Origin of the sequence: Marinomonas arctica (assembly GCF_003259225.1) — a bacterium.
GTDB lineage: Bacteria > Pseudomonadota > Gammaproteobacteria > Pseudomonadales > Marinomonadaceae > Marinomonas > Marinomonas arctica.
In genome coordinates this window covers 1-24254 of the sequence record NZ_QHJF01000028.1, presented here as the reverse complement: position 1 = coordinate 24254, position 24254 = coordinate 1, and the positions used below count along the sequence as shown (strand labels likewise).

Below are 24254 nucleotides of genomic sequence, written 5' to 3'. Positions count from 1 at the left end.
CTGATCGCTTCACCAATCATCAAAACGCGACAATCTCTACCCAGTTTGCCCCGATACCGACTGGCGCTGTATCGATTTTCGTCAGTGCACCCGACGGGATATCGACAGCATACAAGCCGACATTCGTGTCTTTTTCACCTGATACCACCATGAAACGACCATCGACACTGAGGGCAAAACCTCGTGGCTGCTGTTCAACTTGCGTTATATCTTGATAACTTGGCAGCCCGGTCATGGGGTCAATCCACAGTGTGACCATGGCGCTTGTGGTTCTTTCCGACAAATACAAGAAGCGACTATCGACGGACACATGCATGTCTGCCGTCCATATTTTAGGGTGATCATTATCGGCTGTCATAAAGGGCGGCACGCCGTTCTCTAATGACAAGGCTTTCGCTGGAACCCCTTCGCTTACGCCTTTAAGGGTTAATAACCCAGTCTTGGCATCAAGAGCATAGGTGGTTACCGTACCTGATAACTCGCCTAAAACGTAAACGTATTGACCATTTTTAGAAAATACAAAATGCCTAGGGCCAGCATATTGCTCGGTTTTCACTGCGGCTGGCGTATTCGGTGTGAGATGTCCACTTTGTTCATCAAATCGATATTGTCGAATCTCGTCGTCACCCAAACTGGTGGAGAAGACAAAATGATTATCGGGACTGGTATGGATAGCATGCGCATTGCGACCACTGGGCAATACTTGCTGAGCATCGGCCATCACCACACCTTGTTCATTCATCGGACTCACACTGATTAAATCACCACCATAGGAAGCTGCAAGAAGGAAACGCCCTGATTTATCCGTATCTATGTTGGCCATACTCACCGGCAAACTGGCTGTACCTTCTACTAACAAATCCCCTGATGCAGAATCAATGCGATATGACACCACACGAAAAGGTTCTGAACGAATGGCTGCGTACAAATGCGATTTATCAGGACTCACGGCCAAAGGCATCACATTATCACCCGCGGGTGTGCGCCCAAGAAAAACGAGTTTACGGTGATGATCATCTAATAAATATCTGACAATGGTGCCATCTTTGGCATTGGACACGTACACATACTGACGGGCTTTGTTATGCTGAGACATTCTTTTTATCCTATTGCATCCGTGAATCATATCACCCATAAAATGGCGTTAATGTATGACACCACACAACAATTAAAACAACAACTGACGTTTAGTGGCGTTTGCTTGAGTCTATATCCTGTCGACTCACTCAATATTGTGTAAATTATGAGCAACGATCCGCACTATTTTATGGCTTCTCTTTTAATTCACCACGCTGCCCCAATCTCTTTTTCTAATACGAACTTTTTAAGTTTTGCTTTTCACTTTAAAGATGGAAAATACCATGAAAGAACCATTGGATATTCAATTTATCTCCGACGTTATGTGCCCTTGGTGTGTGGTCGGTTTGGGAAACCTTAACCAAGCCCTAGAACAGTTAAGCGATACAGTCGATGCGACCGTGACCTTTCAGCCGTTTGAACTGAACCCCAAGATGCCCCTAGAAGGTCAAAATTTAGACGAGCACATCACCGAAAAATACGGCATCAACAAAGCTCAATCTGAACAAAACCGCGCCATGATTCAAGCGCGCGGCAAAGAGATCGACTTTGATTTTAACTTTACAACGGAAAGCCGCATGCGCAATTCATTTGACGCGCATCGTTTGTTGCATTGGGCACAGTTAGAAGGCAAGCAGGCGGAACTCAAAAGCGCGTTGTTCAAAGCGCACTTTACCCACAATCAAGACATCAGTGATCACACCATTCTCGCCAACTTAGCGGCCAGTGTGAACCTAGACCCTGCTGCAGCAAAAGGCATTTTAGAAAATAACCACTTTGCTGATGACGTGCGCCAACAAGAAAAGATCTGGCAACAAAACGGCATCACATCTGTACCAACCGTCATCATCAACAATGCCTACGCGATTTCAGGTGGACAACCTGCAGAAGTCTTTAAAAGCGCGATTGAAGAAGTTCTAGAGAAACTAAAAACAGAACAAGCACCAGCTTAGCATTGGTTGTTTCAGTTCAAATAAAAATGCCCATGTTGTCATAACATGGGCATTTTTTATGCACAATGATCAGCCAAACATGGTATTTGGAAGGAAAAGTATAATCTGTGGAAAAAGAATCAACAAGGCAACCGCCAGTATCATCATTAACCAAAAAGGCAGCACACCACGGAAAATATTACCCAATTCCACATTCGGCGCGACCGATTTAACAATAAACACATTAATGCCCACAGGCGGTGAAATCAGCCCCATTTCGAGCGTCAGAACCGTCAGTACGCCAAACCAAATTGGATCAATGCCAAGGGCCATAATAATAGGAAAGAAGATTGGCAAGGTCAGCACCAACATGGCAAAGCCTTCCAAAAAACAGCCCAAAATTAGATAAATAGCCAGAATCAGAATCAGTGTTCCCGTGACACCCAATCCTAACCCAGACAATACGTCTCCGACCGCGGATGGAATGTGACTGAGCGCCATAAATGGGTTGATCAAATGCGCGGCAATCAAGATCAGCATGACCGTCGCCGTTGTCACCACCGCATCGCGAGCGGCCCGCCACAATGCCTGTAAGGATAAGACACGCGTGAATAAGCCCACCAGTATCACCACGCCAGCACCGACAGCGGAGGCTTCAACGGGCGAAAATAGCCCACTGTAAATGCCCCCTATGGTCAGTAGTATCACTGCAATAATTGGCCCCGCCCCTAATAGCGCTTTGCCTTTATTGCGCCAGCTCGTGGCAGGCCCTGCTGGACCAAATTCGGGACGAAACCAACAAATTAGCATGATCACAAAGATAAACAAAAGCAGCAGCATGATGCCTGGCAAAACACCCGCTAAAAACAAACGTCCGATACTCTGTTCAGTGAGAATCGCATAGATAACAAAACCAGTAGACGGCGGAATCAAAATGCCCAAGGTGCCGCCTGCCGCCACCACGCCAGTAGACAAGCGCGTGTTGTATTTAAAGCGGTCCATCTGCCCTAGCGCCACTTTCCCCATGGTCAAAGCCGATGCCACAGAGGAACCAGACAACGCAGCAAAACCACCACAACCAATCACGGTCGCCGAGGCCAATCCGCCACGGAATTGACCGATAATGGCATAAGCCGCATCGTACAGTTTTCGACTCATGCCCGTTTCTGAGGCGACATTCCCCATCAGTATAAACAGCGGAATAACCACCAGCTCAGGCGACGATGCCAAAGTAAAGGTTTCCGATGCCAACAAGCTCAGTGCAGATCGACTACTGTCTAATATAGTAATACCGACAAAACCCACCGAAAACATAGCAAACGCCACCGGCACCCGCAGCACCAACAAAACAAACATCACCAAGATGCCAATAGTACCAATCATTGCGGGGCTCATGCTGTGTCTCCTGTATCCGTGTCTACTTTACGAACGTCACGACCTGAGAAGGTCAGCTCAATGGCACGTAGCGCCATTCCTGCCGCCGTCAATAAGGCCAAAATAGACAAACCATTTTGAAACCACGCTTTAGGCAGACGCAAAAGGTTGGTTGATAAATTCAGCATCATTGAGATTTTAGCGCTTTCATTAACGGCGTAAGCAATACCGAAAAAAATAACCGCGCCCAACAGCGCCGAAAGAATATCAATCATACGATTAAGCCATGCGGGATAACTGCGTTCAAAAAGATCAACGGAAATATGACCCCCTTGGCGATCACACAACGCCATTGCGCCAAAAACAACGATCACCATGGTCATGGTAATCATGTCTTGCGAGCCGTAGATTGGCGCGCCAAAGGCACGACCAATGACATCGGCTAGTAAGATGATGACCTCAACGATCAGCCCTAAAGCCCCCACTGCAGCGGACAGGGCAATAAGCCTGTCCGCCAGTTTCCGTGTTGCGTTAAGCATAAGTTACTTGCCTTGCATGGCGTCAAGCGTAGCAGCACCATCGACACTTTTGACGTAGGACTGAATCACTCCAGACACGGCTTGCGCAAACGCCACTTTTTCAGCGTCCGTTAGTTCTGTGATGGTGTTGGCACCATCTGCTCTCGCCGTTTCAAGCGCGGCGGTTGCCGTGCTCATCCAAGCGTCTTCAGCACTCTTCGATAATCCGGCTCCACTGGCTGCATCCACTGCGGCTTTTTCTTCCTTACTTAACCCGTCATAAACACTACGGTTTAATACCGTATAAAAAGCCAAACGACCTAATGGTGCTCCTAGCGTTAGCGCATCCGCCACCTCATCGAGCTTGAAATCTGTCAATGTCGACGCGCCCGTGATAACGCCATCAATCAAACCAGTTTGCATGGCGTTATATATTTGACTTGCAGGCATTTGCACAGGCGTAGCGCCTAATGCCTTCGCCACCTCAGCCGCGGTAGTTCCCGCAACACGAATTTTAAGGCCAGCAAGATCAGCAGGCGTGCGAATTACCTTGTTGCGCATGATGAAAATATTGGGTTCAGAAGTCCACAGTGCCAATGGTTTGGTACCTGGAAACTCTTGGCTTAGGTGTTTATCGTAGGCACGCCATAACGCTTCATATCCGGGCATATCTTCAGGAATTGCCCCAGGCAGCTCAGCGATCATAGTTTTACCAAATTGTGACGAGGTATAGCCTGGTAAGCCCCAAGACATATCTGCAGCACCTTGTAACACACGAACATATTGTTCCGCAGGGCCGGCTCCGAGTTCCCCGCCATGATAACCACGCACGGTTAAATTGCCATTTGTGGCCGCAGAAAGATCCGTATTTAGCTTCTCAATGACGGACGCATTAATGGTATGAAATGGCGGAGTAAAGCTGGCAAATTTCAACTCCTCTGCAAATACTTGGCTGGATAGCGTGATCGCTGCTGAAGCCGCAATAACCAATTTATTGAATGTCATGTCGTTTCTCCCAATGCTACTTTAGTGCCTCTGAAGGCTTTGTTATTTTTGTAACGGACAGACCGAATCAACGGAGCGCCCTGATTCCATAGAAAATTCTGTATCCACTGTTCTCAAGCATGAGCTTTCAACCCATTACCTAACCTTTCAATGCCCCCTTATTCAACATGCAGAGCCTTTGTAGTGTAGTTCAATCGAACCTTGTCTTTTGGCAATCAGCCATTCACCTTCAATCATTTTTAGTTCATCCACAAAACGACCAATGAACACATCCGCATTGGCTTGCACCATGCTCTCAATGTGATCCACTTTTTTATTCGCGGCAAACAACACCACGCGCGATGTCACAACAGCGTGTTTTGCATCGATAATCTGGGTTTCTTGATTGGCCAATACATGGCAGGTTTCTTTGGCCGGACGCGATGTAAAAGACGCTAAAATCGCCTCACGCCCTTCAATTTTGACAGTCGGTGCACTGGGACGAAACAAGACGCCATCCTCGGTATAACAATTGGCTAACGCTTGCCAACGCCCTTGATCTAACAGGTTAATCGAATGCGTAACGCGTTTCTGACATTGCCACTCAATCAACATGTTTTCTATTGTTTGATCACTTTGGGCTTGGCGGCTTTTTTGTAGCCAATGTGTCAAGGCATTAGCGACTTGTACCGGCTCTTCCACTGGGGCCATGTGCCCAGCACCGTCAATCACCACCAGTTCGCTACCAAGGATCTTTTGTTGCATTTTTTGATGCTGCTCAACAGGGCTCCACGTGTCTTCTGTACCAGACAGCAACAGAGTAGGCACGGATATCTGCGCAAGCTGTTCTTCCGCATTCGGTCGATTAAGTAAGGCATGAATCTGCTTTTCGAAATCCTCAAGCGAATAGGATTCCACCATGTGCGTTAGCGTCACCATCAGTTCCGCATTACAGCGTCCTTTGGGTGACATCATGGGAACCAACCATTGCTCAGCCAAGGCTGACATGCCTTGATTTTTTGCCGCTTCCAGCAACCGCATGCGCCCTGGAATTTCTTTATCAGATTTAGGATGAACACCTGTATTTAATAATGCTAAATGCGTGACACGCTGCGGCGCAAGACGATGAATTTCTAATGCCACACGCCCGCCCATAGAGTGGCCAGCCAAGGCGAAATTACCCTCCACGTTTGCCAATACATGCTGCGCCATGGCGGTCAAATCATCAAAGCCTGCGAAGCTTACAACCTTAACGTCAGCCTCTTTTTCTAATTGAGCGGCAATGCTTGCCCACATCCGTTGATCACACAATAAACCAGCTAAGCACACCAATTGGGGGTTAGACATCAACATAGTCACTCTCCACCCTCGCAGGCCGCTGCATCCGTGTTTTCGTAGATCAAATGCCCCAACGCCGTGTTAGATACCGGCACATAGTAGTGGCGATGGATTTCTCTCACTTCATGGTTCAGAGCACCGCGCATAATCAACCACATTACCATTTCACTGCCTTCTGTACCGGACTCACGGATATATTCCACTTGGGAGATCTTAGCTAACGCCTCGTAGTGGCTCTGTAAGTCGTCCATAAACGCGAGATCCCATTCCCGATTGATTAGGCCAGCACGCTCGCCTAATAACTGGTGACTCATGCCGCCCGTTCCCCAGACTTGAACATTTAGATCTTCTGGAAATTGCTCTACCGCCGCTCGAATCGCTTTCCCTAAAGCAAGGCAACGCTCTCCCGTTGGTGCGGGATACACGACGGTATTCACCGCCAAAGGAATCACTTGGCAAGGCCATTCCTCTACCTCACCAAACACCATAGACAAAGGCACAGTAAGACCATGATCCACGTCCATCTCATTCACGATGGTCATGTCAAACCCTTGCTTAATCAGCGACTCAGTAATGTGCCATGCTAATTTAGGCGCGCCTTTTACTGTCGGAACGGGGCGTGCGCCGTAACCCTCATCCGCTGGGCGATATTCTTCCCCACAACCAATGGCAAAGGTCGGAATGATTTTCATATCAAACGCCGTGGCATGATCGTTGTACACCAAGATCACCACGTCCGGTTTTTGCTCTTTAATCCAACGTTTGGTGAACTGGAAACCATCGAATATCGGTGCCCAGTTTTCAGCGCGACTCTCGCCTTTATCAATAATGTGTCCAAGCAAGGGAATATGAGACGTCCCCAATCCTGCAATTATTTTGGCCATTACTGCTGCTCCTTGGACGATTTTTTGTCAGATTCTCTGTGATCAGTAAAGCGATTACCCGCTGGTGAACGACCGCCATTACGCATCATTTCCATGTAATCTTCAGGAGATAGGTCGGTCATAGTGGAAACGGCGGCAGCAACACTAAGCCCGTCGCTTGAACTGAGTTTAACGAGGTAATAAATGTTGCCACCAAGGGCGATTAACTGGGTGAAATCCCGCGCGAGCACGGCGTTTTTCTGCGCTTGCGTCATTGGCCATTGATCTAAATAGGCACGCTCATCCTGCTTAAACGCGTCACGGTTGGAGGCCTGCATGAGCGACATACAAAATTGATTGAGGTGAAAACCGACTCTGACCATATCCCCGTCAAATACGGTTGTACCGGGAATATTGCTGTAAGGTTTATTGTTATTATTCATTCTCACCTCGCCTGCACTGAATGTGTGAAATGAACTGCGTAGACTGTGTTTTATATAAAGATACACAGAAAAAAACCGGCCATCATATGCACAATTAAAAACATGGCTTTAATTTTAGTTATATCTTACGTTATGAGTTTGAAAACATTATCTTAATAAGACGGACAACACGCTTCTTTAAAGGCTTCAAATGAACAACCCTATTGCCAGCTTTCCACTGTCGCTCAAACAGTGCCGTGTGATCACTGAGATTATGAAAAAAGGCACAGAAAAAGACGCTAGCGTTTCGCTTAACCTGAGCCAGTCCAGCGTGTCTCGTGCTCTGTCTCAAGCAGAACAAGCCTTACAAATGAGTGTGTTCACTCGTGGTTGGAGCGGCGCAGAGCCAACCGCTAAAGGAGAAGTGGTGATTTCATCGTGCAACAGTCTCTTACAAGCCATTGCCGATACAGAGCGCCATTTACAAGAAAATACCACAGCATTGCTCAAACTAAGAGCCTACGTGGAATGGCGTCATCTAGTGACGATTGAAACCGTGGTGAGAGTCGGTAGTGCCTCGCTGGCCGCACAAACCTTGGGCATGACACAACCCGCGGTCAGCAAAACGCTAAAAGAAATCGAAAACATGGTGCAACAGCCACTTTTCTCACGTGCACGCCATGGGCTGATACCGAACACAGCCGCGAAACAACTCGCTTCGTTATGGCTAAGAATCTCTCCTATCGCCCAATCCCTTCAGCAAACATTGCAATCCTTACCCAACGAACTGACAGGAAGGTTGTCTGTCGGTATGCTGTCCTTTTCCTGCCAAGATATCGTTCCCATCGCGTTTGCAGCTATCTTTAAAAAACACTCTGGGATTCGTTTACAAGCCATGCAAGGCCCTTATCACATGTTGGCAAATGCCCTGCGCCAAGGAGAAATAGACTGTTTTCTCGGTCTCATGAGAAAAGGCCCGATTCATCCAGAATTAATCGAACTGCCCTTGTTAGACATTCAATATGCCTTAATCGCACGGGCTGATCACCCCGTACATGACTACGCCAAAACCCTCAATGATTTAACCAACGAACGCTGGATTGTCGCACGCCACGGCACCCCCATTCGGGATTATTTCGAAAGCTTATTTTACAGTATCGATAACAAACCACCGATCCAAGCCCTCGAAATGCTCACCTTTGCCTCGTCAGAGGAACTGGTCATTCACAGCGATGCCATAGCGCTCCTTTTCTACGATGACTGGAACATCAAGCAACTCAATCCACGCTTAAAGCAAATCCCCATTTGCTTACCCAACCCAGAATGCACATTGGGCATCACACTACACAGGGAACACCAATCGACTCTCATTCAAATGTTTATTGAAGAATTACAACTGTCTATTAACAACAAACTAACAAGTAAAAAAAATAGCCCCGCATGATGAATGTGAGGCTTTACTATTTGTTTGATTAAAAAGGATAAGGCGTAGCAGATGGCTTCACCGTTACCCATTGCCAATGGGTATAAAGATCCCAACTCGCTGGGCCACACACCGCGCTGCCATTGCCCGACGCGCCACAACCACCAAATGGGTTGATGCATTCGTCGTTCACGGTTTGATCATTGATGTGCAGTAAACCAACATGCAACTGAGCACCAATGCGTTGAGCACGAGAAAGGTCGTTCGAGATCACCGCACCCGCTAAACCATATTGGGTGTTATTCGCCATTTCAACGGCTTCGGCGTCGCTTTCAAAGGTGACAATATTCACCACTGGACCAAAGATCTCTTCATCAAATGAACGCATACCGGGTTTGACATTACTCAATACTGTTGGAGCATAGAAGGGCCCTTCATACGTCCCGCCCGCTTCTAGCTTGGCGCCAGCCGCTACAGAGTCTTGAACAATAGAATGGACTTTTTCAAGTTGACGAGCATTAATCAACGGCCCCAAGGCTACTGTCCCAGAGACTGGATCACCTACAGGCAGGTGTTGGGCTTTTTCAACGATTTTTGCTGTCAATGCTTCCGCAATGCTTTCTTGAACGAGAATACGGCCTGATGCCATGCAAATTTGACCTTGGTGGAAATACGCACCCCACGCAATATTACTGGCCGCCACATCTAAGTCGGCGTCTTCCAAGATGATCAGCGAGCTCTTACCACCTAATTCAAGAGAGACTTTTTTCAAGTTACGTCCGCAAGCCTCGCCCACTTTTCGGCCTGCTGCTGTCGAGCCAGTAAAGGCCACCATACCAATTTCTGGCGCATTACAAAGCGCTTCACCTGCTTCAACGGCCCCCGGCAGAACCTGATATAAGCCTTTTGGAAAGCCTGCTGCTTCTAACGCTAGAGCAAGAATAAAACCACCAGTGACTGGCGTTTGTGGGTCGGGTTTGGTCACCACCGCATTGCCTGTCGCCAAGGCGGGGGCAATGGAACGAATAGACAGAATTAATGGAAAGTTAAACGGAGAAATAACACCAATGACACCGATAGGTTTGCGTGTTGCGTAAGACATTCTTTCTGGTACAGAAGGCAAAGTTAAACCATTTGGCTCCAAGGTCATATTGGCCGCCAATTGTAAAATGACAATAGCTTCTTTTATTTCGTGCTGACCTTTGGGGATGATCCCGCCCGTTTCTCGCGCCACATACAGGGCCAACTCATCAAAATTGTCTTGCATGAAAGCCGCGGCTTTGTGGAATAACGCCGCTTTGTCTCTAGGAGGGACATTGAGCCACTCTTTTTGCGCCTTCGCCGCCTGCTGACACGCCAAATACACGTCGTCTGCCGTAGCAATCCCCACTTCGCTCAATACTTTCCCGGTTGCTGGTTCCATAACGTCTTGTTTGTTTGAAGTAGCAACCCAGTCGCCCGTGAAAAACTTACCCGACCATTTTTTTGATTCAAGTACAGATATCGTCATGTGTATTCTCCTGTTTATTTTTATTAGGTTTCCACATCAATCACTGATCTCGCCAGTTCAAGAGAGCGACTTAGTAGATAACAAAACCAGAGCAATACCTATGCCGATATGTTGTTTCTGTTTCTATCAAAATAAAAACAACACCCAATCTATTGATATATAAATAATTAATTACAAAAGGGCAAAAATATAACGGGTAGTGACGGATAAAATTCAATCAATAGACTTGACGATATCGTTAAATTTAATCAAAACTAAAGGAAAAGCAGTTAACCATTTCATCAATTAGGTGAAAGAGGAAAAATAATAATGACAAACTTGCAGCGCATCTCATTGGCCGATATGGCGAAAGAAAATACCAAAATACTGCTCAAAGGCAGCTCCCGCGAACTCGATGGTCACAACTCCCCCACCGTAGAGGATCTGACAGAATGTCTATTTTTCTCTCCCGGTGATGGTCGTATTTGGTTAGAAGATCAACGCATGTTGCTGATCCATAGTTCATCCTTTGGATTGCTGCGCAGAGAACTCATTGATTCTCTCGGTTTAGATAAAGCTCGTGATATTTTGACTCGTACTGGCTACTTATCTGGCATGCGCGATGCCGACCTCATTCGTAACCGCTGGCCAGACTCCGATCCCCCATCCATATTTACTGCTGGCACTCATCTCCACGGTCTGGAAGGGGTTGTTAAAGTCGAAACCATCCATTTTGAATTCGATACCGAAAAAGGCCTGTATGACGGCGAATTTTTATGGCATCACAGTAGTGAAGACGAAGAACATATTGCCGCCTACGGCATTGGCAGCTCACCGGCATGCTGGATGGAACTGGGCTACGCCATTGGTTATGTCTCTGGTCTCGTGGGCTCTTTGGTGATTTTCCGCGAAGTAGAATGCCAATCTATGGGACATGCTGTTTGCCGTGTTATTGGCAAATCCGCCGAACTATGGGGCGACATCCAAGACGATATTCGCTTTCTTAACGTTACCGCCAATGAAACAGAGAATACAACCCAACCAGACCCTCAACTCAATGAAATGGAGCCCAATCAGCCAGAAGATCAACTTAGGATGATTGGTGTCTCAGCCGCCTTTACCGCTGCCACACATTCACTAAAAAAAGTGGCCCCGACCAATGCCACCGTGTTATTCACAGGAGAATCTGGCGTTGGCAAAGAGCTTTTTGCCAGTATGCTGCATAAGTTCAGTCACCGAACAGGTCCATTTTTAGCCTTTAACTGTGCCGCTATTCCGGAAAATCTCATGGAATCCGAGTTATTTGGCGTCGAAAAAGGCGCCTTCACTGGCGCCACTCTTAGCCGTCCGGGACGTTTTGAACGAGCCAATGGCGGCACGCTTTTTCTTGATGAAATTGGTAATTTAAACCTAGCAGGGCAGAGTAAATTGCTGCGTGCTTTACAGGAAAGAGAGATAGAAAGAGTCGGTGGAATCTCTCCTATAAAAGTCGATGTGAGAGTCATAGCCGCCACCAATGTAGACTTACGCAAAGCCGTTGAAAAGGGCGAATTTCGTGAAGACTTGTTTTTCCGCTTGAACGTATTTCCTATTCATTTACCGCCACTAAGAGAGCGTAAAGCCGACATTCCGTTATTGATAAATTATTTCTATCATCACTTTTGCACACTGCATAACAGATCCCCTTCTGGCATGACACAAACCGCTCGTCGGGCCTTATTTAACTATGCTTTTCCGGGCAATATTCGTGAGTTACAAAACCTAATGGAGCGTGGCGTGATTTCTTCAGAAGAAGGCGAACCCATTGATCTTCACCATCTTTTCAGAAATGAATTTATTCCGGACGAGATTATTTATTCGGTCAATAACCAAGGAAATTTGAGCCATTCAAAGACGAAAATAGAACCCACCAATTCATTACTAGAACACATTTCTCAATTCGTGGGCACAACGGATTCTATCGATATTGAAATGCTAGAACGCAACCTTTTACAAGAAGCAGTAGACAATGCGCAAGGCAACTTATCTGAAGCCGCCAGACGAGTCGGTCTAAGCAGACCACAATTGGCGTATCGCCTTAAGAAAAACAAACAAAACAACGCAGAGGAATAGCGCATAAAAAGCCCCGTGATGGACTACACATCACGGGGAAAAGGTGATAAAACTATTCTTAAGTGTTCTTTTCAAATCCATTAAAAATGGTGATTGAACCTCAACACAAATCGATTACCTTCGGAACGGTTTTCGGCATCTTGCTCAAAGTACATATTGGCAAAAACAGAGTTCTCTTGATCTAGCTTATACACAAGACCTGGCCCCACGGCCCACACTTTCTCTCTGCGTCCTTTTACGTCTTTACCATCCACTTTGGTGTCGGTAATTTGATTCAACCAGTAACCATTAACGCCAACACTTAAGTTGTCTGTCAGTACGTACGCACTGGCAAAGTTAGCATGTAAGGCCTGCCCTGCTTGACTGTCGTTTTTGGCGTTAAGCGCCGTTGAAGGATCATCATTTTTGCCATTCCATAAATAGGAAATACGCGTAGACGCTGTCCAACGTGGGGTTAACCAGTAAGTTAAAGAGTAATAAGGGTTAATATTAAAGGCATTGCTGCCTGGATTAATGGCATTGCCCGCATCATACTCGCCAGTCGGCAAAGTGACGTCCAACTCAATACGCTGAGAATAACGTGGGCCATTTTCTCCCATAACGGGATCAAACTGTAAAAAAGCCCCCAAAATGATATCGCCGATACCACTTTGTGCGCTTATTGCTGCGTTATTTAAACCATCATCCACATCTTGTTTCGCCATCCAAGGTAGAAGCAGGGTATAACCCAATCGAGTGTTCTCAGTAAAATGCCCCTCTGGCTCGTAAACAATCTGAGTCAAAGGAATAAACAAATCCACATCTTGTTTCGGCAAAGAAAGCGGATCACCATTACCATCATTCAGCGTATCGGATGAGAGGTATTGCAAATACTCGATAAGATACCAACCCGGCCCTTGCGGACCTGGAGCCCCATCATAAAAACTGGTGCCACCTAAGTTAACACCGGGCAAATCATACGCCATTGCTGTAACAGGTAGGGTTAGCAGCACACACGCATAAGTTCGCTTTAACGTTAATATTGTCATTGTGAAAATACCTTTTTATTGTTGTTTTATATTTTTAAGACATTGATGAGATTAAGTGCTTACAAATAGGTAGACGCCAAACCGCCATCGACCGGAATATTGACACCACACACCCAACGGGAAGCATCAGAACAAAGAAAAGCGATGACTTCTGCAACCTCATCGGAATAAGCAGGACGCAGCATACGCTCGGCGTCTTTTTGAACTCTTTCCTCGCCCAACATGGACACAAAATCGCCTAAAATGGGCGTAAAGACAGGACCTGGAGCCACGCAATTCATACGCACACCATGATCACGGAACCAGGTAAAAGCTTGCTGAGTAGACCAAACAATCAAGGCTTCTTTGAAATATTGGTAACAGGTTTCTTGAGGGACGGGATTTTTCTTTAACCAAGCCACACCTTCTTCAAAATACGACGTGTCAGCCAGTGCTTTGTGTTTTTCTAAACGCTGAGGCCATTCAATGCCCAATACAGAAGCCACATTCACGATGCTAGCATTCTTGTTGAATCTCGGTATTAGTGCTTCGGTTAAGTGACGTAATCCTAAATAATTTACTCGGCCTACTAGCTCCACATCCGCCGTGCCAGGCACACCGGCAATGTTACACAAAGCGTCGATTTTTTCAGGTAAAGCCGCCAGTGCGGCATCAATCGCCGTAGGATTACCTAAATCCACTTGAATGAAATCATCCAATGTCATGCTAGGCTGATTACGATCAATGCCAATCACTCGTGCCCCGTGAAAACGAGCAAGTCTAGCAACATCCGCACCGATACCAGAGGATACGCCGGTAATTAAAAGGGTTTTATTCGCTAACATCATAGTGTTTCTCCTTATTTTTTTTATGAAACGGTAAGCCGTCACTAAATAGACACCACGTCTATTTGACAGAGAGGGGAGCCCAGTAAAATAGGTAAAGTGCGCTAAATAGGTTATTTCTCACAATAAGGGGAATTGCATGGAGCATGCCCAAATATAAAAAGCACTAAAATAAAGGTTTAAAAATCATTTAAGACATTGACCTATAAATTATTTTTATTTTTTTAAAAAAGACAATGGGGAATAAAGTCATACACAAGCACATGTATTCACTTTACCAAATGATGAAATGACGAAATGACAAATGACTAAAAATTGATTATTTCAAGAACCCGCATTCAACGACGACCTAACTTCAATTTTTGTCGAATTCGACTCAATGCTACTGGCGTAATACCAATGTAAGAGGCGATTTGCTGCTGTGGTATGGTGTTTTTCAGCTCAGGATAAGTCATACAAAAATCGAGATAACGCCGTTCTGCGGAGTACTTTACAAAAGCATTCTCACGCTCTTCTTTCGTCATGAAAATGCGCTCTAAAAATTTAGCGTAACACTCTAAAAAGCCAATATCCTGGCGCATTTGGGCATAAAAAGCCTGCCAAGGGTAAGAAGACACCATGCAATCTTCCAACGCTTGGATACCGAATAAAACAGTCGATCCTGTTACCATCGCCTTGGTCGAACCAATGATTCTCGGGCTCTTTGCAAAGGTTTGTGTGAACTCTTTCCCCTCATCAGACACACTGACATAACGCACTAACCCAGAATGCAAAAAATACAAACGATTCGCAAAATCCCCTTGCTGAAATAGGTAATCGCCTTTGCGAATCACATGTACATCCATTGGCACCGTCAATCTTTGCCAATCAATCTCGTAGCCCCATTCGTTAAAATAGGCTTCGAAGCTATTTTTCAGTTGCGTTCGATCCATAGGCGAGCTTTACCTTGCTTACATTGCCACCAATAAGAAACAGTGCAATACCTAACAATACAATGCCAGAAGCGAAAGGCCAATCGACCAAGCTTAATAAACGCGATTGTGTCAGCGCGGTAAATAACGCCACCCAAACCGGTATGGTATAAGATATCGCCAGCAAGCGACTTGCTCCCACCGTCATCACCAAACGTTGCTGCAACACAAAGGTAAACAAGGTAGTAAACACAGTCAGATATAACACATTGACCCAAAAACCTTCTGACAACCATTGTACCTGATCAAGCTCTCCCCAAATCAACGCGATAGGCAGCAGCCAAAGTGTTCCAAACAGCATAATCATAAAAGCGCCAGACAAAGCGCCTAATGAACGACCCCATTTCTGTACCGACACCACGTGCAAGGCCAATAAAAAGCACGATCCAAGAAAAATATAATCCCCCGAGTGCCACTGAAATCCGTCGTTGCCCTGAATAGGAAAGTCTTGTGTAGAAAAGCCTTGTGTAGAAAATAACACGGTCATCGCGCCGATAGAACCAAGAACAAAACCAACCACTCGCCATAAAGGCGCCATTTCTTTAAGCCAAATTCTCGTTATCATCACACCCATTAAGGGAACCAAGGTATATAACACAGAGGTATTCAACGGCGTAGTGGACTGTAACGCCACAAATAAACCAATAAAAAACCCCACCAGCGCACCGCTGATCACCACATAATGACAAAGCCGACGACGCGAAGCGAATAACGCCTTAAACTGCTCGGTTTTATTCAGCTTAGCTCGCTGCCAACTGAACAATAGCGCTGGCAACATAATGAACATCGCCAATAAAAAACGAAACGCCGACGTTGCAATCGGACTGGCATATTCCACCATATGACCCGAGACAATAAAGGAAGACGCCATCAACCAAGCCCACAATAACAAGGTAAATAGCGAGCTCATGAACTTACCCCGACGTCATCCACCGCCAAGATTGGCGCCACAAAGCGAATAAAAAGATGTTCAACCACAGCAGGCTCAAGAGCAATATCAAACTCAGTGATCAAAATATGTCCGAGTGACTCAGGGCTTTCAATCCACTGCTTGTGCTCGCCTTGTCGATCTCTGCTAGTAAACTCAGCATTCACCAAAGCAACCGTCTGATCTTGCTTTTTCAAAGTCACCATAAGATTTTTTGAAAACACCGCCTGCGAATGTTTATGAGAATAAAAATGCCCAAGCGCACAATCCGCATCCGTGTAAGCGGCACTATCAAAGCGATAAAGCGTAAAGGCATCCTCGCCCTTCATGACCTGAAGATCGTACTCACCATTGCCTTTCGCCAACATACGATAACGATCTAAACCAGCCATTTGCTTCGTATTGCTATCTAACCGCAATGGCGCAATCGGCCCATTGCCACCAAAGCCGGTATCCACTAAATAGCTCACACCTTCTAAGGCTAACAAGGTCACGCGATGGGTTCGGCCCGCTTCACGCTCGAAGTTATTATTCAGCACTCGTGCTAGCTTAAGCTGCACGTCATAACCCAAGGCTTTTAAAAGCTCAAACGTTAACTTATTATGCTCAAAGCAATAACCGCCTAAACCACGAGTGACGATCTTTTGGCTGATATCCTCCAGTTCCAACGAAATTTCTTCGCCCAACACCACAGCCAAACTATTAAAGCTATAACGCGCCACATGGGCCGACTGCAACGCCTGCACGAACTCAATACTAGGCGTTTCAGGCACAACCAACCCAAGATCAGATAGATAATTTTGTAGACTGGATGATAACGACATACTGCGCTCCCTAATACTCAATCAATACGGAATATCGTTAAGCTTACAGGAGCACAGAAGAGAAGGAATTAACCTAGGTTAATTGGTAACGGTTTTAATATCAGTAGAAACCAACACAGTATTTGCTGAATTGGAGGTTTTTCCTCCAACATTGCTGGAACCAAGGCATAGAAGAATTATCGGTATGAAACAGAATCAGGAAATGCAAACACAAAAATTAGGACATAAGATATATGGTTCTGGCACTAAGTAGGCTCATACTTTAATATGCCTAAAAACGAAACCCCGAGAGGGATGTAAACATCTATCTCGGGGCTCTGTATAGATTGTTGGTAGTGCTTAGTTGATTAATCAACCAGAGGGACTTTCCAACTGCTCTAATAAGGATTTTAGTAGCTAATGGCTGAAAGTCAAACGCCGTATACATCCAAGCTGGTTAACAGAAAAAGCTTTGTAAGATATATGACTAAGGAAGGTTTTTAATATGACTTATGATCGCCCATGGAAGTCGTTTAGTGAGCAGCTCACTTTGCTCAAAACACGGGGTATGTCTGTAACCGATGACAAAGCCGCTATAAATTATTTAGAGCGTGTTGGCTACTATCGACTCAGTGGCTATTGGTATCCTTTTCGCCAGTTCACCATTCACCAAGACCCACAAACCAAAGCCTTGCAGACCAACGTCAGCGATCAGTTTCACTTGAATACGCATTTTTCTGATGCCGTCGAACTGTATTTATTTGATAAAAAACTACGGCTGCTTGTTTTGGATGCTTTGGAAAGAGTGGAGGTCGCTCTTCGTGTCGACATTGCTCATTTATTGGGAAAAAGAAGCGCATTTGCTTATTTAGATCAGAAGCAATTTCACCCCAAATTTTCAAATAAAAAGTTCTATGGTGTGCCCGCATTTGAAGCATGGCAACGAAAATATCTGGGACTGGTGAATCGCTCAAAGAAGAAAGAAGAGTTTGTGAAGCATTATCTCAGAACTCATGGTGAAAACTTACCTATTTGGGTCGCAATAGAAGTATGGGATTTCGGTGCCATGTCCCAGTTGTTTACCATGATGAAAGTACCAGATCAGGAGAAGGTTGCCGCTAAATACGGGATAAACGATTTTAAGGTTTTTGCCAGCTGGCTTCGTTCATTGAATCATTTACGTAATATAGCAGCGCACCACAGCCGTTTATGGAATCGCAATATCATTGATCAACCAAAGTTACCCGAATTAGGTGAGATAAGGTGGTGTGACGATTTCATTGGTAAATCAGATCTGATCGCTAAGCCCTTTCTTCTATTCGCTATATTGCGTCATATCGTACGAGTGGTTTGCCCAAATACTCTGTGGCATCATCGGCTAGCCGTGCTCTTAGAGAATTTTCCAACAATACAGTCAGACAATAAGCGAACCATTTCCGACATCGGTGTGGTTGAGGGTTGGGGAGCTTGGTGGACTGATGTAGACGAAAACGGGCAATAAAAAACCCCCGCGTAATCTCGAAAGAGACAAGAGGCAGGGGCCGTATTAAGAATAATAGTAGGTTTATAACCGTTAACTCGTCAAGCGTTAAAAAGAAAAACAAGTCAAATCAACTCATTCTTCTTTTTTCGACATGCGAAATCTGCAGAAAGCGTAAGTTCTTTGATAGCTGCCTAACCTCCCACCTCTTTCTCGAACCACTCCACGTCCCAGTATTGGCCAAATTTTCGGCCCACTTCGAGGTAAACACCCACGGATTCAAAGCCGAACTTTTCGTGAATAATACGGGAGGCCTCATTGGGTAAGGTGATGCCAGCATAGGCGCGGTGCACGTCTTCAGTTTCCAGTTGCTCAAACAATTCAAGGTACAAGGCGGTTCCCAAGCCTCGGCCTTTTGTCTCGGGTTTTAGATAAATACTGACTTCCACCGAGGTTTCATAAGCGCGTTTGGGTTTGAACGGTCCACTGCAAGCGTAGCCAAGGATGTTGCCGTCTTGTTCCGCTACCAGTAAACGATGTCGACCTGTGGTCGCAAATTGTGCGAACCAAACCGCTCGACCTTCTAATGTGTAAGGCTCTATATCAAACGTTGCTGGCGTGTTCACAATGTAATGGTTATAAAGATCCGTTAATGCGGGTAAGTCATCAATGACAGCAGGACGAATTTCAACGCGCATTTTCTCTCCCAATGGCTATTATCTAAGGCTGAAGCGATGCTCTGTTTTTACCACGCTTCACATAGCGGTTGTAGATAATTCGCGTCAACACAGCATTAAATTAATGTCTGCATCCATCATTGGGGTTATCTTTGCGCAGCACGCCTTACAACCAGTAAAGCGTGCAACAGGATCAAACCCATTCAGGAAAAGGGTTTGTCCAAGTCTTCCAAACGCTGGCACCTAGTGCCATTTCGTCATCAGTTAATAAGCAGGTATCTAGGTTGGCTCGCAGGGCGGATTCGTCCATGTCCATACCGATTAAAACCAGCTCTTGGCGCGCATCGCCCACCTTGTCATGCCATTTTTCATGAATCCACTCGACCGACTCTTCATCTTGTGGCCACTGAGCCTTGGGAATAGACACCCACCAATATCCGGCAGGGCCGTGTCTTGCGGCCGCGCCTGCTTGCGACCAATTACCCGCTTTAGTGGGATCACATGCTAACCAAAAATAGCCTTTGGAACGCACCACACCGGGCCAATCCTGATTCACAAGCTGGTAAAAACGACTCGGATGAAAGGGTCTACGAGCGCTGTAGACAAAACTACTGATGCCATATTCCTCGGTTTCTGGCACATGGGTTCCGCGAATTTCTTGCAGCCAAGCGGGCGCTAAAGACGCTTGTTCAAAATCAAACAAACCTGTATTTAAAACGCGATCTAATGGCACCTTACCAAATTGAGCCATCTCAATTTTCGCCCTTGGATTCAAGCTACGCAGCATGGCAATCAATCGATCTCGATCTTCTTCCGTCACCAAGTCCACTTTGTTAATGACCATCACATCGCAAAACTCAATTTGCTCAATCAATAGATCCACCACGGTGCGGTCGTCTTCTTCGCCTAACGATTCGCCGCGCGTTTGCAAATCGTCGTGCGAACTGTAATCACGCAAGAAATTAAACGCGTCTACCACAGTGACCATGGTATCAAGTTGCGCCACTTCATTCAGACAGCGGCCATCTTCGCCTTCAAAAGTAAAGGTTTCCGCAACAGGCAATGGCTCTGAAATACCCGTCGATTCAATCACCAGTTGATCAAATTTTCCCTCTTTGGCTAAACGTTCCACTTCAATCAACAAGTCTTCTCGTAACGTGCAGCAAATACAGCCGTTGCTCATTTCGACCATTTTTTCGTCCGTACGAGAAAGCTCTGCCCCGCCCTCTCGGATCAGCGCCGCATCAATATTTACCTCACTCATATCATTCACAATTACCGCAACACGTCGACCTTCGCGATTATTCAAAATATGGTTTAACAAAGTGGTTTTACCCGCCCCCAGAAAACCAGATAACACAGTGACGGGAAGCTTTTTACTCGGTGGATTATTCATTAGCTGTTCATTCATATAATGCCCTACATGATGAGGAGTAGTAGTTGACTGGTCTGACACTAACGCTATTTCAAAGCGTTCATTACAACAGATTAAATATGTTATAACATAACAATTAAATCTAAAACAAATATCTCGATAATTTGATAAAAGAGTAATGAAAGAAGGATGAGGGGTTTAAGGAAGAAGTGCTTTTGACTACCGCCTTAATTTTGACTCCTTAGATTGGTAAACAAGCTCACAAGAAAAAGGCAATCTATTGCTAGACTGCCTTTGGTTTTTTCTTACGGTGAATGTAAAAACACCCTTTGCAATTATTGACCGCCTGAGACGGCAAAGCCGCTAAAGCCACCCATTGGTAAATTGGCCATTAAGGTTGCCGCGCCTGTCGTCAGGTCTACAGCATAAAGCCCAGCTTTTGATGCCCCTTCGAGCTGTAATATGGCATAAGCGGCGTCAGAACCTTCCTCTTCAGAAACAATATCGAAGCCACCCATGGATGAGAGGTCAACGGCCTTACCATTGATAGTGATCTTAGCGACGGTTTTTAATTCGCCTGTATTATTCGCAAGGCTGACCAATGAGTCTGTTCTACTGTCTAACGCAAACTGAAAAGTGCTCGACGCTTTTGCACCTGCAATGGCGTTAGTGTACGCGTTCGCAAAAATTTCAGGCGTCATGCCTTCGTTGCTGTCGCCTTGTACATAGAATGTGGAGGTGAATTTTAATACGGAATTAGCACGCTTATCTTCATTACCAAAACCGATTGGGAAATACACCAAGTTTGTCCCATCAGAACCCACCATACGAACAGCATCGATGGCGTTATTAAAATCCATCGCGGTGGCTGACGCATCTTTGGAAATCATGGCACCATTTGTGAAGGTCGCACCAAGATCGGTTAGCTTGCCAGTCTTAGTATTCACAGCATAAACCGCGCCGTTGGAGTAGCCCAACAGCTCGCCAGTGACGGGGCGGTAAGCCACGGCATCCAGCTGATTGCTTAGCGTAAAAGTCTTCATTTTAGCGGGAGACGCGATAGATCCCATTGTGACCAAGGTCGTTCCGTTATTAGCAAGCGCGTACCCAGCGATAGGGCTATCTTGGTCCGATGTTCCGTAAAAGCCAGTTGAACAAGCAGAAATAGCGAGAGCAGTCGTGGCAGCAATAATCGTCTTTTTCATCATAATCATCCTATATGAGTTGTATTAGTAAACTAGGTGTCACCCAATTGGGCGGCTCATACAGAGATACTCATCTTGTCAAAAAAGGTTTCAGATAAACGATATTTTTTAAAAATAATTTTCTGGGTGATGAAAAGGTAGGCATTAATGAAGGGAGGTGATCATAGAAACGCCATAAACGGCCACCCATAACGAATCGGCTTAGGTTGTTTGTCATCCTCCACTTGCGATAAAACCAACCAAATACCATAATTAGGTATTATTTGGTATTCAGGAGATCGCAATGGCGAAAAATACTAGCATTACGCTTGGTGAACATTTTGATAGCTTTATCAGTAGCCAGGTCCAAAGTGGACGCTATGGTTCAGCAAGTGAAGTGATTCGTTCCGCTTTACGTTTACTTGAAACACAAGAAACGAAAATGAACACCTTACGACAGCTGCTCGTTGAAGGTGAAGAAAGTGGTATGGCAGATTATGACCTCGATTCGTTGATCAATGAACTCGATAACGAAGAGAAAAAATGAAACCATTCCGACTTACCATCAAGGCAAAATCCGATTTAAAAGATATTGCCGTATTTACCTCCCGTCGGTGGGGGCGAGAGCAGCGAAATATTTATCTAAAACAATTCGATGAGTCATTTTGGCTATTAGCTGAAAACCCTGACATTGGCAAAGCGTGTGATGAAATCAGAGATGGCTACCGAAAGTTTCCGCAAGGAAGCCATGTTATTTTTTATCAACAAATTGGTAGTCAAAATATTCAAATTATCAGGATTTTACATAAGAGTATGGATGTGAATCCAATGTTTGGGGCATGAAGCCCAATTAAGGTGTGAAGCAAGTTTAATTTTTATCTGACCCTAACGCCAAAATCAGGTGCGCATCAGCGTCACCTGAATTTTCTTGTTAGGCATTTTTCAAATGATACTTTCCCTTTCTAAAACTTGACGAATGTCTTCAAATACAGCGCTTATGTTTCCTTTAGGGTATCTAATCTGACCCAAACCTTGAATGTTGCTAAACTCCTCACAACCCTCTTCAAGTAGCACGATAGCCCTTTCAAAACCAAGTCGTCCTTGAAATAAACCAACCTCATGAATCACATTCATCCTAGCGTGATGATTTCCATCAGCTTGTTCATCTTCAGCACTCATAACCAAAAACGCAATACATGCTTGATCAAGCATTTGAGCTAATCGAGTAATATTTGTAAGCCCTGCAACTTGTACCCGATTGAACTCATCCCAAGGAAGATTTAGCCTTTCACTAACGAAATCCTTCAAATCTCTCCAGTCATGCGATCTACCATGACCAATAAATATGTTAGTGCCTATTCTTTCTTCTATAGCCATCTTACTTTCCAGATTCTGTAAATACTTTGATATTCTTTGAACAATTTTGTATAAGCTCCCAGCTGCTAAGAATGCAGAAGTAATCCCATAAACTGTACATTCGACTACTTTGTGAGGAGGGTTGATAATTTTATGCTCCACTCTTTGATCTCGAGTAGATAGTTGTCCTCTCGGGAGGCTGCTTTTCAAAAAGTCATCTTTGCTTGGTACCTTTACAGATTCCATTTCTTCAATCAGCTTCTGAAGAAAACCATCATTCTCTATCAACCCTTGAGAGTGAATGAGAGCAAGAGTATTGTGTTTAACATCGTCTATAGCCTCTTTCGCCTTTATACTGTCTTTCGATGGTTCAGATAAATCAGGATTTCCAGCTTGCTCTTGTATGTAGTTAATTACATCCTTGAAAGCATACTCAACCCAATCTCCAGTACTTCCCATACCAAGAGCATCATAACGACTATAAAGTCCCCATTCCGTGCTGAAATGGGCACCAGCTGGAGGCGTTTCCAAATTGTTATAATAAACACACGAATGGTAACCTAACCATGAGCCCGACCACGATGGAGCGACCTTTCCGGCTTCATCTAGCAACCTGCTAACTTCGGAATAGTCATATTCTGCAAATTCTTTAAGCCGATCTGCTTCTAAAATTAGCTCTTTATATATCGACAACTATTAATTCCCTATTCTAAATTTGATCTGATTCCATGCCTAACATTTTAATAGTACGCATGAGCATCTACACTGTTTTTAATTTCCATATAAATCCCTATAAAAAACTGATTCTATGGCACTTTTTAACCTTTCCCACAGGCTGGTTAGTTGGAAATCCGAGCATGCGGGTTTACACATTTATTCACAGCCTGTTATTTCGTCTGCCAATATTCTTATCCATTGATACTAAAGGTCTTTCTGGATTGCTGCCAGTGCAAACAGGCAAAATTATGATTATTTATTACACAAAACAAGCCAAAAATTGGCAACCTTAAAAATAAACTGTATATTTGCAAGGGCTATCCATTTAGAGCAACCAGACACTACATTTAGTGTTTATCTGGTTTTAATGCCCTTATAG

General features: G+C 45.1%; 23 protein-coding genes. 6 read left to right on the top strand and 17 right to left on the bottom strand.

Translation table 11 applies throughout. The features are described 5' to 3' along the window. Window positions 1–19 precede the first annotated feature (19 nt). Window positions 20–1096 carry a lactonase family protein gene (locus DK187_RS15770; protein ID WP_162623534.1) on the bottom strand — a complete coding sequence of 359 codons (1077 nt, stop codon included), beginning with the start codon at window positions 1094–1096 and terminating at the stop codon, window positions 20–22. 265 nt (window positions 1097–1361) lie between these two features. Between DK187_RS15770 and DK187_RS15765 the strand changes: the two genes are divergently transcribed. After that, window positions 1362–2030 (top strand): DsbA family oxidoreductase, encoded by a 669-nt coding sequence (locus DK187_RS15765; protein WP_111608294.1) that lies wholly within the window; start codon window positions 1362–1364, stop codon window positions 2028–2030. Window positions 2031–2099: 69 nt separating this feature from the next. Here the strand turns inward: DK187_RS15765 and DK187_RS15760 are convergent, their stop codons facing one another. From DK187_RS15760 to ligA, 6 genes are all read right to left on the bottom strand, one after another. Then, window positions 2100–3404 carry a TRAP transporter large permease gene (locus tag DK187_RS15760; protein WP_111608293.1) on the bottom strand — a complete coding sequence of 435 codons (1305 nt, stop codon included), beginning with the start codon at window positions 3402–3404 and terminating at the stop codon, window positions 2100–2102. After that, window positions 3401–3922: a TRAP transporter small permease gene (locus DK187_RS15755; RefSeq protein WP_111608292.1), complete on the bottom strand. Its 522-nt coding sequence runs from the start codon at window positions 3920–3922 to the stop codon at window positions 3401–3403. The genes DK187_RS15760 and DK187_RS15755 overlap by 4 nt, the downstream gene beginning before the upstream one ends. 3 nt (window positions 3923–3925) lie before the next feature. Continuing rightward, window positions 3926–4906 (bottom strand): TRAP transporter substrate-binding protein, encoded by a 981-nt coding sequence (locus DK187_RS15750; RefSeq protein WP_111608291.1) that lies wholly within the window; start codon window positions 4904–4906, stop codon window positions 3926–3928. Window positions 4907–5068: 162 nt separating this feature from the next. Further along, window positions 5069–6238: an alpha/beta fold hydrolase gene (locus tag DK187_RS21255; protein WP_204355636.1), complete on the bottom strand. Its 1170-nt coding sequence runs from the start codon at window positions 6236–6238 to the stop codon at window positions 5069–5071. A gap of 2 nt (window positions 6239–6240) precedes the next feature. Next, entirely contained in the window at window positions 6241–7107 is an 867-nt protein-coding gene (locus DK187_RS15740; protein ID WP_111608290.1) for a class III extradiol dioxygenase subunit beta, read from the bottom strand. Continuing rightward, window positions 7107–7529, bottom strand: coding sequence for a protocatechuate 4,5-dioxygenase subunit alpha (ligA, locus tag DK187_RS15735; RefSeq protein ID WP_111608289.1), 423 nt, complete (start codon window positions 7527–7529; stop codon window positions 7107–7109). The genes DK187_RS15740 and ligA overlap by 1 nt, the downstream gene beginning before the upstream one ends. A 190-nt stretch (window positions 7530–7719) precedes the next feature. Between ligA and DK187_RS15730 the strand changes: the two genes are divergently transcribed. Continuing rightward, complete coding sequence (locus tag DK187_RS15730) at window positions 7720–8952, top strand: LysR family transcriptional regulator (protein WP_111608288.1); 1233 nt, start codon at window positions 7720–7722, stop codon at window positions 8950–8952. Between the two features lie 28 nt (window positions 8953–8980). Here the strand turns inward: DK187_RS15730 and DK187_RS15725 are convergent, their stop codons facing one another. Continuing rightward, entirely contained in the window at window positions 8981–10441 is a 1461-nt protein-coding gene (locus DK187_RS15725) for a benzaldehyde dehydrogenase (protein ID WP_111608287.1), read from the bottom strand. Window positions 10442–10750: 309 nt separating this feature from the next. On the opposite strand from DK187_RS15725, the gene DK187_RS15720 reads away from it, so the two are divergent. Beyond that, a complete protein-coding gene (locus DK187_RS15720; protein ID WP_111608286.1) occupies window positions 10751–12532 on the top strand; it encodes a sigma-54-dependent Fis family transcriptional regulator in 1782 nt (593 codons plus the stop codon). An 80-nt stretch (window positions 12533–12612) separates the two neighbouring features. On the opposite strand, the gene DK187_RS15715 is transcribed toward DK187_RS15720, so the two are convergent. From DK187_RS15715 to DK187_RS15695, 5 genes are all read right to left on the bottom strand, one after another. Next, on the bottom strand, window positions 12613–13560 hold the full coding sequence (locus DK187_RS15715) for a SphA family protein (protein WP_111608285.1): 948 nt from the start codon (window positions 13558–13560) through the stop codon (window positions 12613–12615). A 59-nt stretch (window positions 13561–13619) separates the two neighbouring features. Next, window positions 13620–14387 (bottom strand): coniferyl-alcohol dehydrogenase, encoded by a 768-nt coding sequence (locus DK187_RS15710; protein WP_111608284.1) that lies wholly within the window; start codon window positions 14385–14387, stop codon window positions 13620–13622. A 335-nt stretch (window positions 14388–14722) separates the two neighbouring features. After that, on the bottom strand, window positions 14723–15316 hold the full coding sequence (locus DK187_RS15705; protein ID WP_111608371.1) for a Crp/Fnr family transcriptional regulator: 594 nt from the start codon (window positions 15314–15316) through the stop codon (window positions 14723–14725). Next, the gene (locus DK187_RS15700) at window positions 15291–16265 is read right to left on the bottom strand and encodes a DMT family transporter (protein WP_111608283.1); all 975 of its coding nucleotides are present in this window, start codon (window positions 16263–16265) and stop codon (window positions 15291–15293) included. Before DK187_RS15700 ends, DK187_RS15705 begins: the two co-directional genes overlap by 26 nt. After that, window positions 16262–17107, bottom strand: coding sequence for an arylamine N-acetyltransferase family protein (locus DK187_RS15695; protein WP_111608282.1), 846 nt, complete (start codon window positions 17105–17107; stop codon window positions 16262–16264). Before DK187_RS15695 ends, DK187_RS15700 begins: the two co-directional genes overlap by 4 nt. Before the next feature lie 484 nt (window positions 17108–17591). Here DK187_RS15695 and DK187_RS15690 point away from each other — a divergent pair, with 484 nt between their 5' ends. Next, window positions 17592–18587 (top strand): Abi family protein, encoded by a 996-nt coding sequence (locus DK187_RS15690; RefSeq protein WP_111608281.1) that lies wholly within the window; start codon window positions 17592–17594, stop codon window positions 18585–18587. Between the two features lie 173 nt (window positions 18588–18760). Here the strand turns inward: DK187_RS15690 and DK187_RS15685 are convergent, their stop codons facing one another. The 3 genes from DK187_RS15685 to DK187_RS15675 form a co-directional block, all read right to left on the bottom strand. Next, the gene (locus DK187_RS15685; protein ID WP_111608280.1) at window positions 18761–19264 is read right to left on the bottom strand and encodes a GNAT family N-acetyltransferase; all 504 of its coding nucleotides are present in this window, start codon (window positions 19262–19264) and stop codon (window positions 18761–18763) included. A gap of 172 nt (window positions 19265–19436) precedes the next feature. Beyond that, entirely contained in the window at window positions 19437–20654 is a 1218-nt protein-coding gene (gene zigA / locus DK187_RS15680; RefSeq protein ID WP_223232286.1) for a zinc metallochaperone GTPase ZigA, read from the bottom strand. A gap of 299 nt (window positions 20655–20953) precedes the next feature. Next, on the bottom strand, window positions 20954–21826 hold the full coding sequence (locus DK187_RS15675; protein WP_111608279.1) for a DUF4394 domain-containing protein: 873 nt from the start codon (window positions 21824–21826) through the stop codon (window positions 20954–20956). A gap of 280 nt (window positions 21827–22106) precedes the next feature. Between DK187_RS15675 and DK187_RS15670 the strand changes: the two genes are divergently transcribed. Both DK187_RS15670 and DK187_RS15665 read left to right on the top strand, forming a co-directional pair. After that, the gene (locus DK187_RS15670) at window positions 22107–22349 is read left to right on the top strand and encodes a type II toxin-antitoxin system ParD family antitoxin (RefSeq protein ID WP_111608278.1); all 243 of its coding nucleotides are present in this window, start codon (window positions 22107–22109) and stop codon (window positions 22347–22349) included. Continuing rightward, a complete protein-coding gene (locus tag DK187_RS15665) occupies window positions 22346–22645 on the top strand; it encodes a type II toxin-antitoxin system RelE/ParE family toxin (RefSeq protein ID WP_111608277.1) in 300 nt (99 codons plus the stop codon). The genes DK187_RS15670 and DK187_RS15665 overlap by 4 nt, the downstream gene beginning before the upstream one ends. A 99-nt stretch (window positions 22646–22744) precedes the next feature. Here DK187_RS15665 and DK187_RS15660 read toward each other — a convergent pair whose 3' ends face one another. Then, entirely contained in the window at window positions 22745–23851 is a 1107-nt protein-coding gene (locus DK187_RS15660) for a TIR domain-containing protein (RefSeq protein ID WP_111608276.1), read from the bottom strand. Window positions 23852–24254 lie beyond the last annotated feature (403 nt).

Coding starts and splice junctions, on each gene's coding strand:
- DK187_RS15770 (WP_162623534.1), bottom strand. CDS start 1,096: ATGTCTCAGCATAACAAAGCCCGTCAGTATGTGTACGTGTCCAATGCC.
- DK187_RS15765 (WP_111608294.1), top strand. CDS start 1,362: ATGAAAGAACCATTGGATATTCAATTTATCTCCGACGTTATGTGCCCT.
- DK187_RS15760 (WP_111608293.1), bottom strand. CDS start 3,404: ATGAGCCCCGCAATGATTGGTACTATTGGCATCTTGGTGATGTTTGTT.
- DK187_RS15755 (WP_111608292.1), bottom strand. CDS start 3,922: ATGCTTAACGCAACACGGAAACTGGCGGACAGGCTTATTGCCCTGTCC.
- DK187_RS15750 (WP_111608291.1), bottom strand. CDS start 4,906: ATGACATTCAATAAATTGGTTATTGCGGCTTCAGCAGCGATCACGCTA.
- DK187_RS21255 (WP_204355636.1), bottom strand. CDS start 6,238: ATGTTGATGTCTAACCCCCAATTGGTGTGCTTAGCTGGTTTATTGTGT.
- DK187_RS15740 (WP_111608290.1), bottom strand. CDS start 7,107: ATGGCCAAAATAATTGCAGGATTGGGGACGTCTCATATTCCCTTGCTT.
- ligA (WP_111608289.1), bottom strand. CDS start 7,529: ATGAATAATAACAATAAACCTTACAGCAATATTCCCGGTACAACCGTA.
- DK187_RS15730 (WP_111608288.1), top strand. CDS start 7,720: ATGAACAACCCTATTGCCAGCTTTCCACTGTCGCTCAAACAGTGCCGT.
- DK187_RS15725 (WP_111608287.1), bottom strand. CDS start 10,441: ATGACGATATCTGTACTTGAATCAAAAAAATGGTCGGGTAAGTTTTTC.
- DK187_RS15720 (WP_111608286.1), top strand. CDS start 10,751: ATGACAAACTTGCAGCGCATCTCATTGGCCGATATGGCGAAAGAAAAT.
- DK187_RS15715 (WP_111608285.1), bottom strand. CDS start 13,560: ATGACAATATTAACGTTAAAGCGAACTTATGCGTGTGTGCTGCTAACC.
- DK187_RS15710 (WP_111608284.1), bottom strand. CDS start 14,387: ATGATGTTAGCGAATAAAACCCTTTTAATTACCGGCGTATCCTCTGGT.
- DK187_RS15705 (WP_111608371.1), bottom strand. CDS start 15,316: ATGGATCGAACGCAACTGAAAAATAGCTTCGAAGCCTATTTTAACGAA.
- DK187_RS15700 (WP_111608283.1), bottom strand. CDS start 16,265: ATGAGCTCGCTATTTACCTTGTTATTGTGGGCTTGGTTGATGGCGTCT.
- DK187_RS15695 (WP_111608282.1), bottom strand. CDS start 17,107: ATGTCGTTATCATCCAGTCTACAAAATTATCTATCTGATCTTGGGTTG.
- DK187_RS15690 (WP_111608281.1), top strand. CDS start 17,592: ATGACTTATGATCGCCCATGGAAGTCGTTTAGTGAGCAGCTCACTTTG.
- DK187_RS15685 (WP_111608280.1), bottom strand. CDS start 19,264: ATGCGCGTTGAAATTCGTCCTGCTGTCATTGATGACTTACCCGCATTA.
- zigA (WP_223232286.1), bottom strand. CDS start 20,654: ATGAATGAACAGCTAATGAATAATCCACCGAGTAAAAAGCTTCCCGTC.
- DK187_RS15675 (WP_111608279.1), bottom strand. CDS start 21,826: ATGATGAAAAAGACGATTATTGCTGCCACGACTGCTCTCGCTATTTCT.
- DK187_RS15670 (WP_111608278.1), top strand. CDS start 22,107: ATGGCGAAAAATACTAGCATTACGCTTGGTGAACATTTTGATAGCTTT.
- DK187_RS15665 (WP_111608277.1), top strand. CDS start 22,346: ATGAAACCATTCCGACTTACCATCAAGGCAAAATCCGATTTAAAAGAT.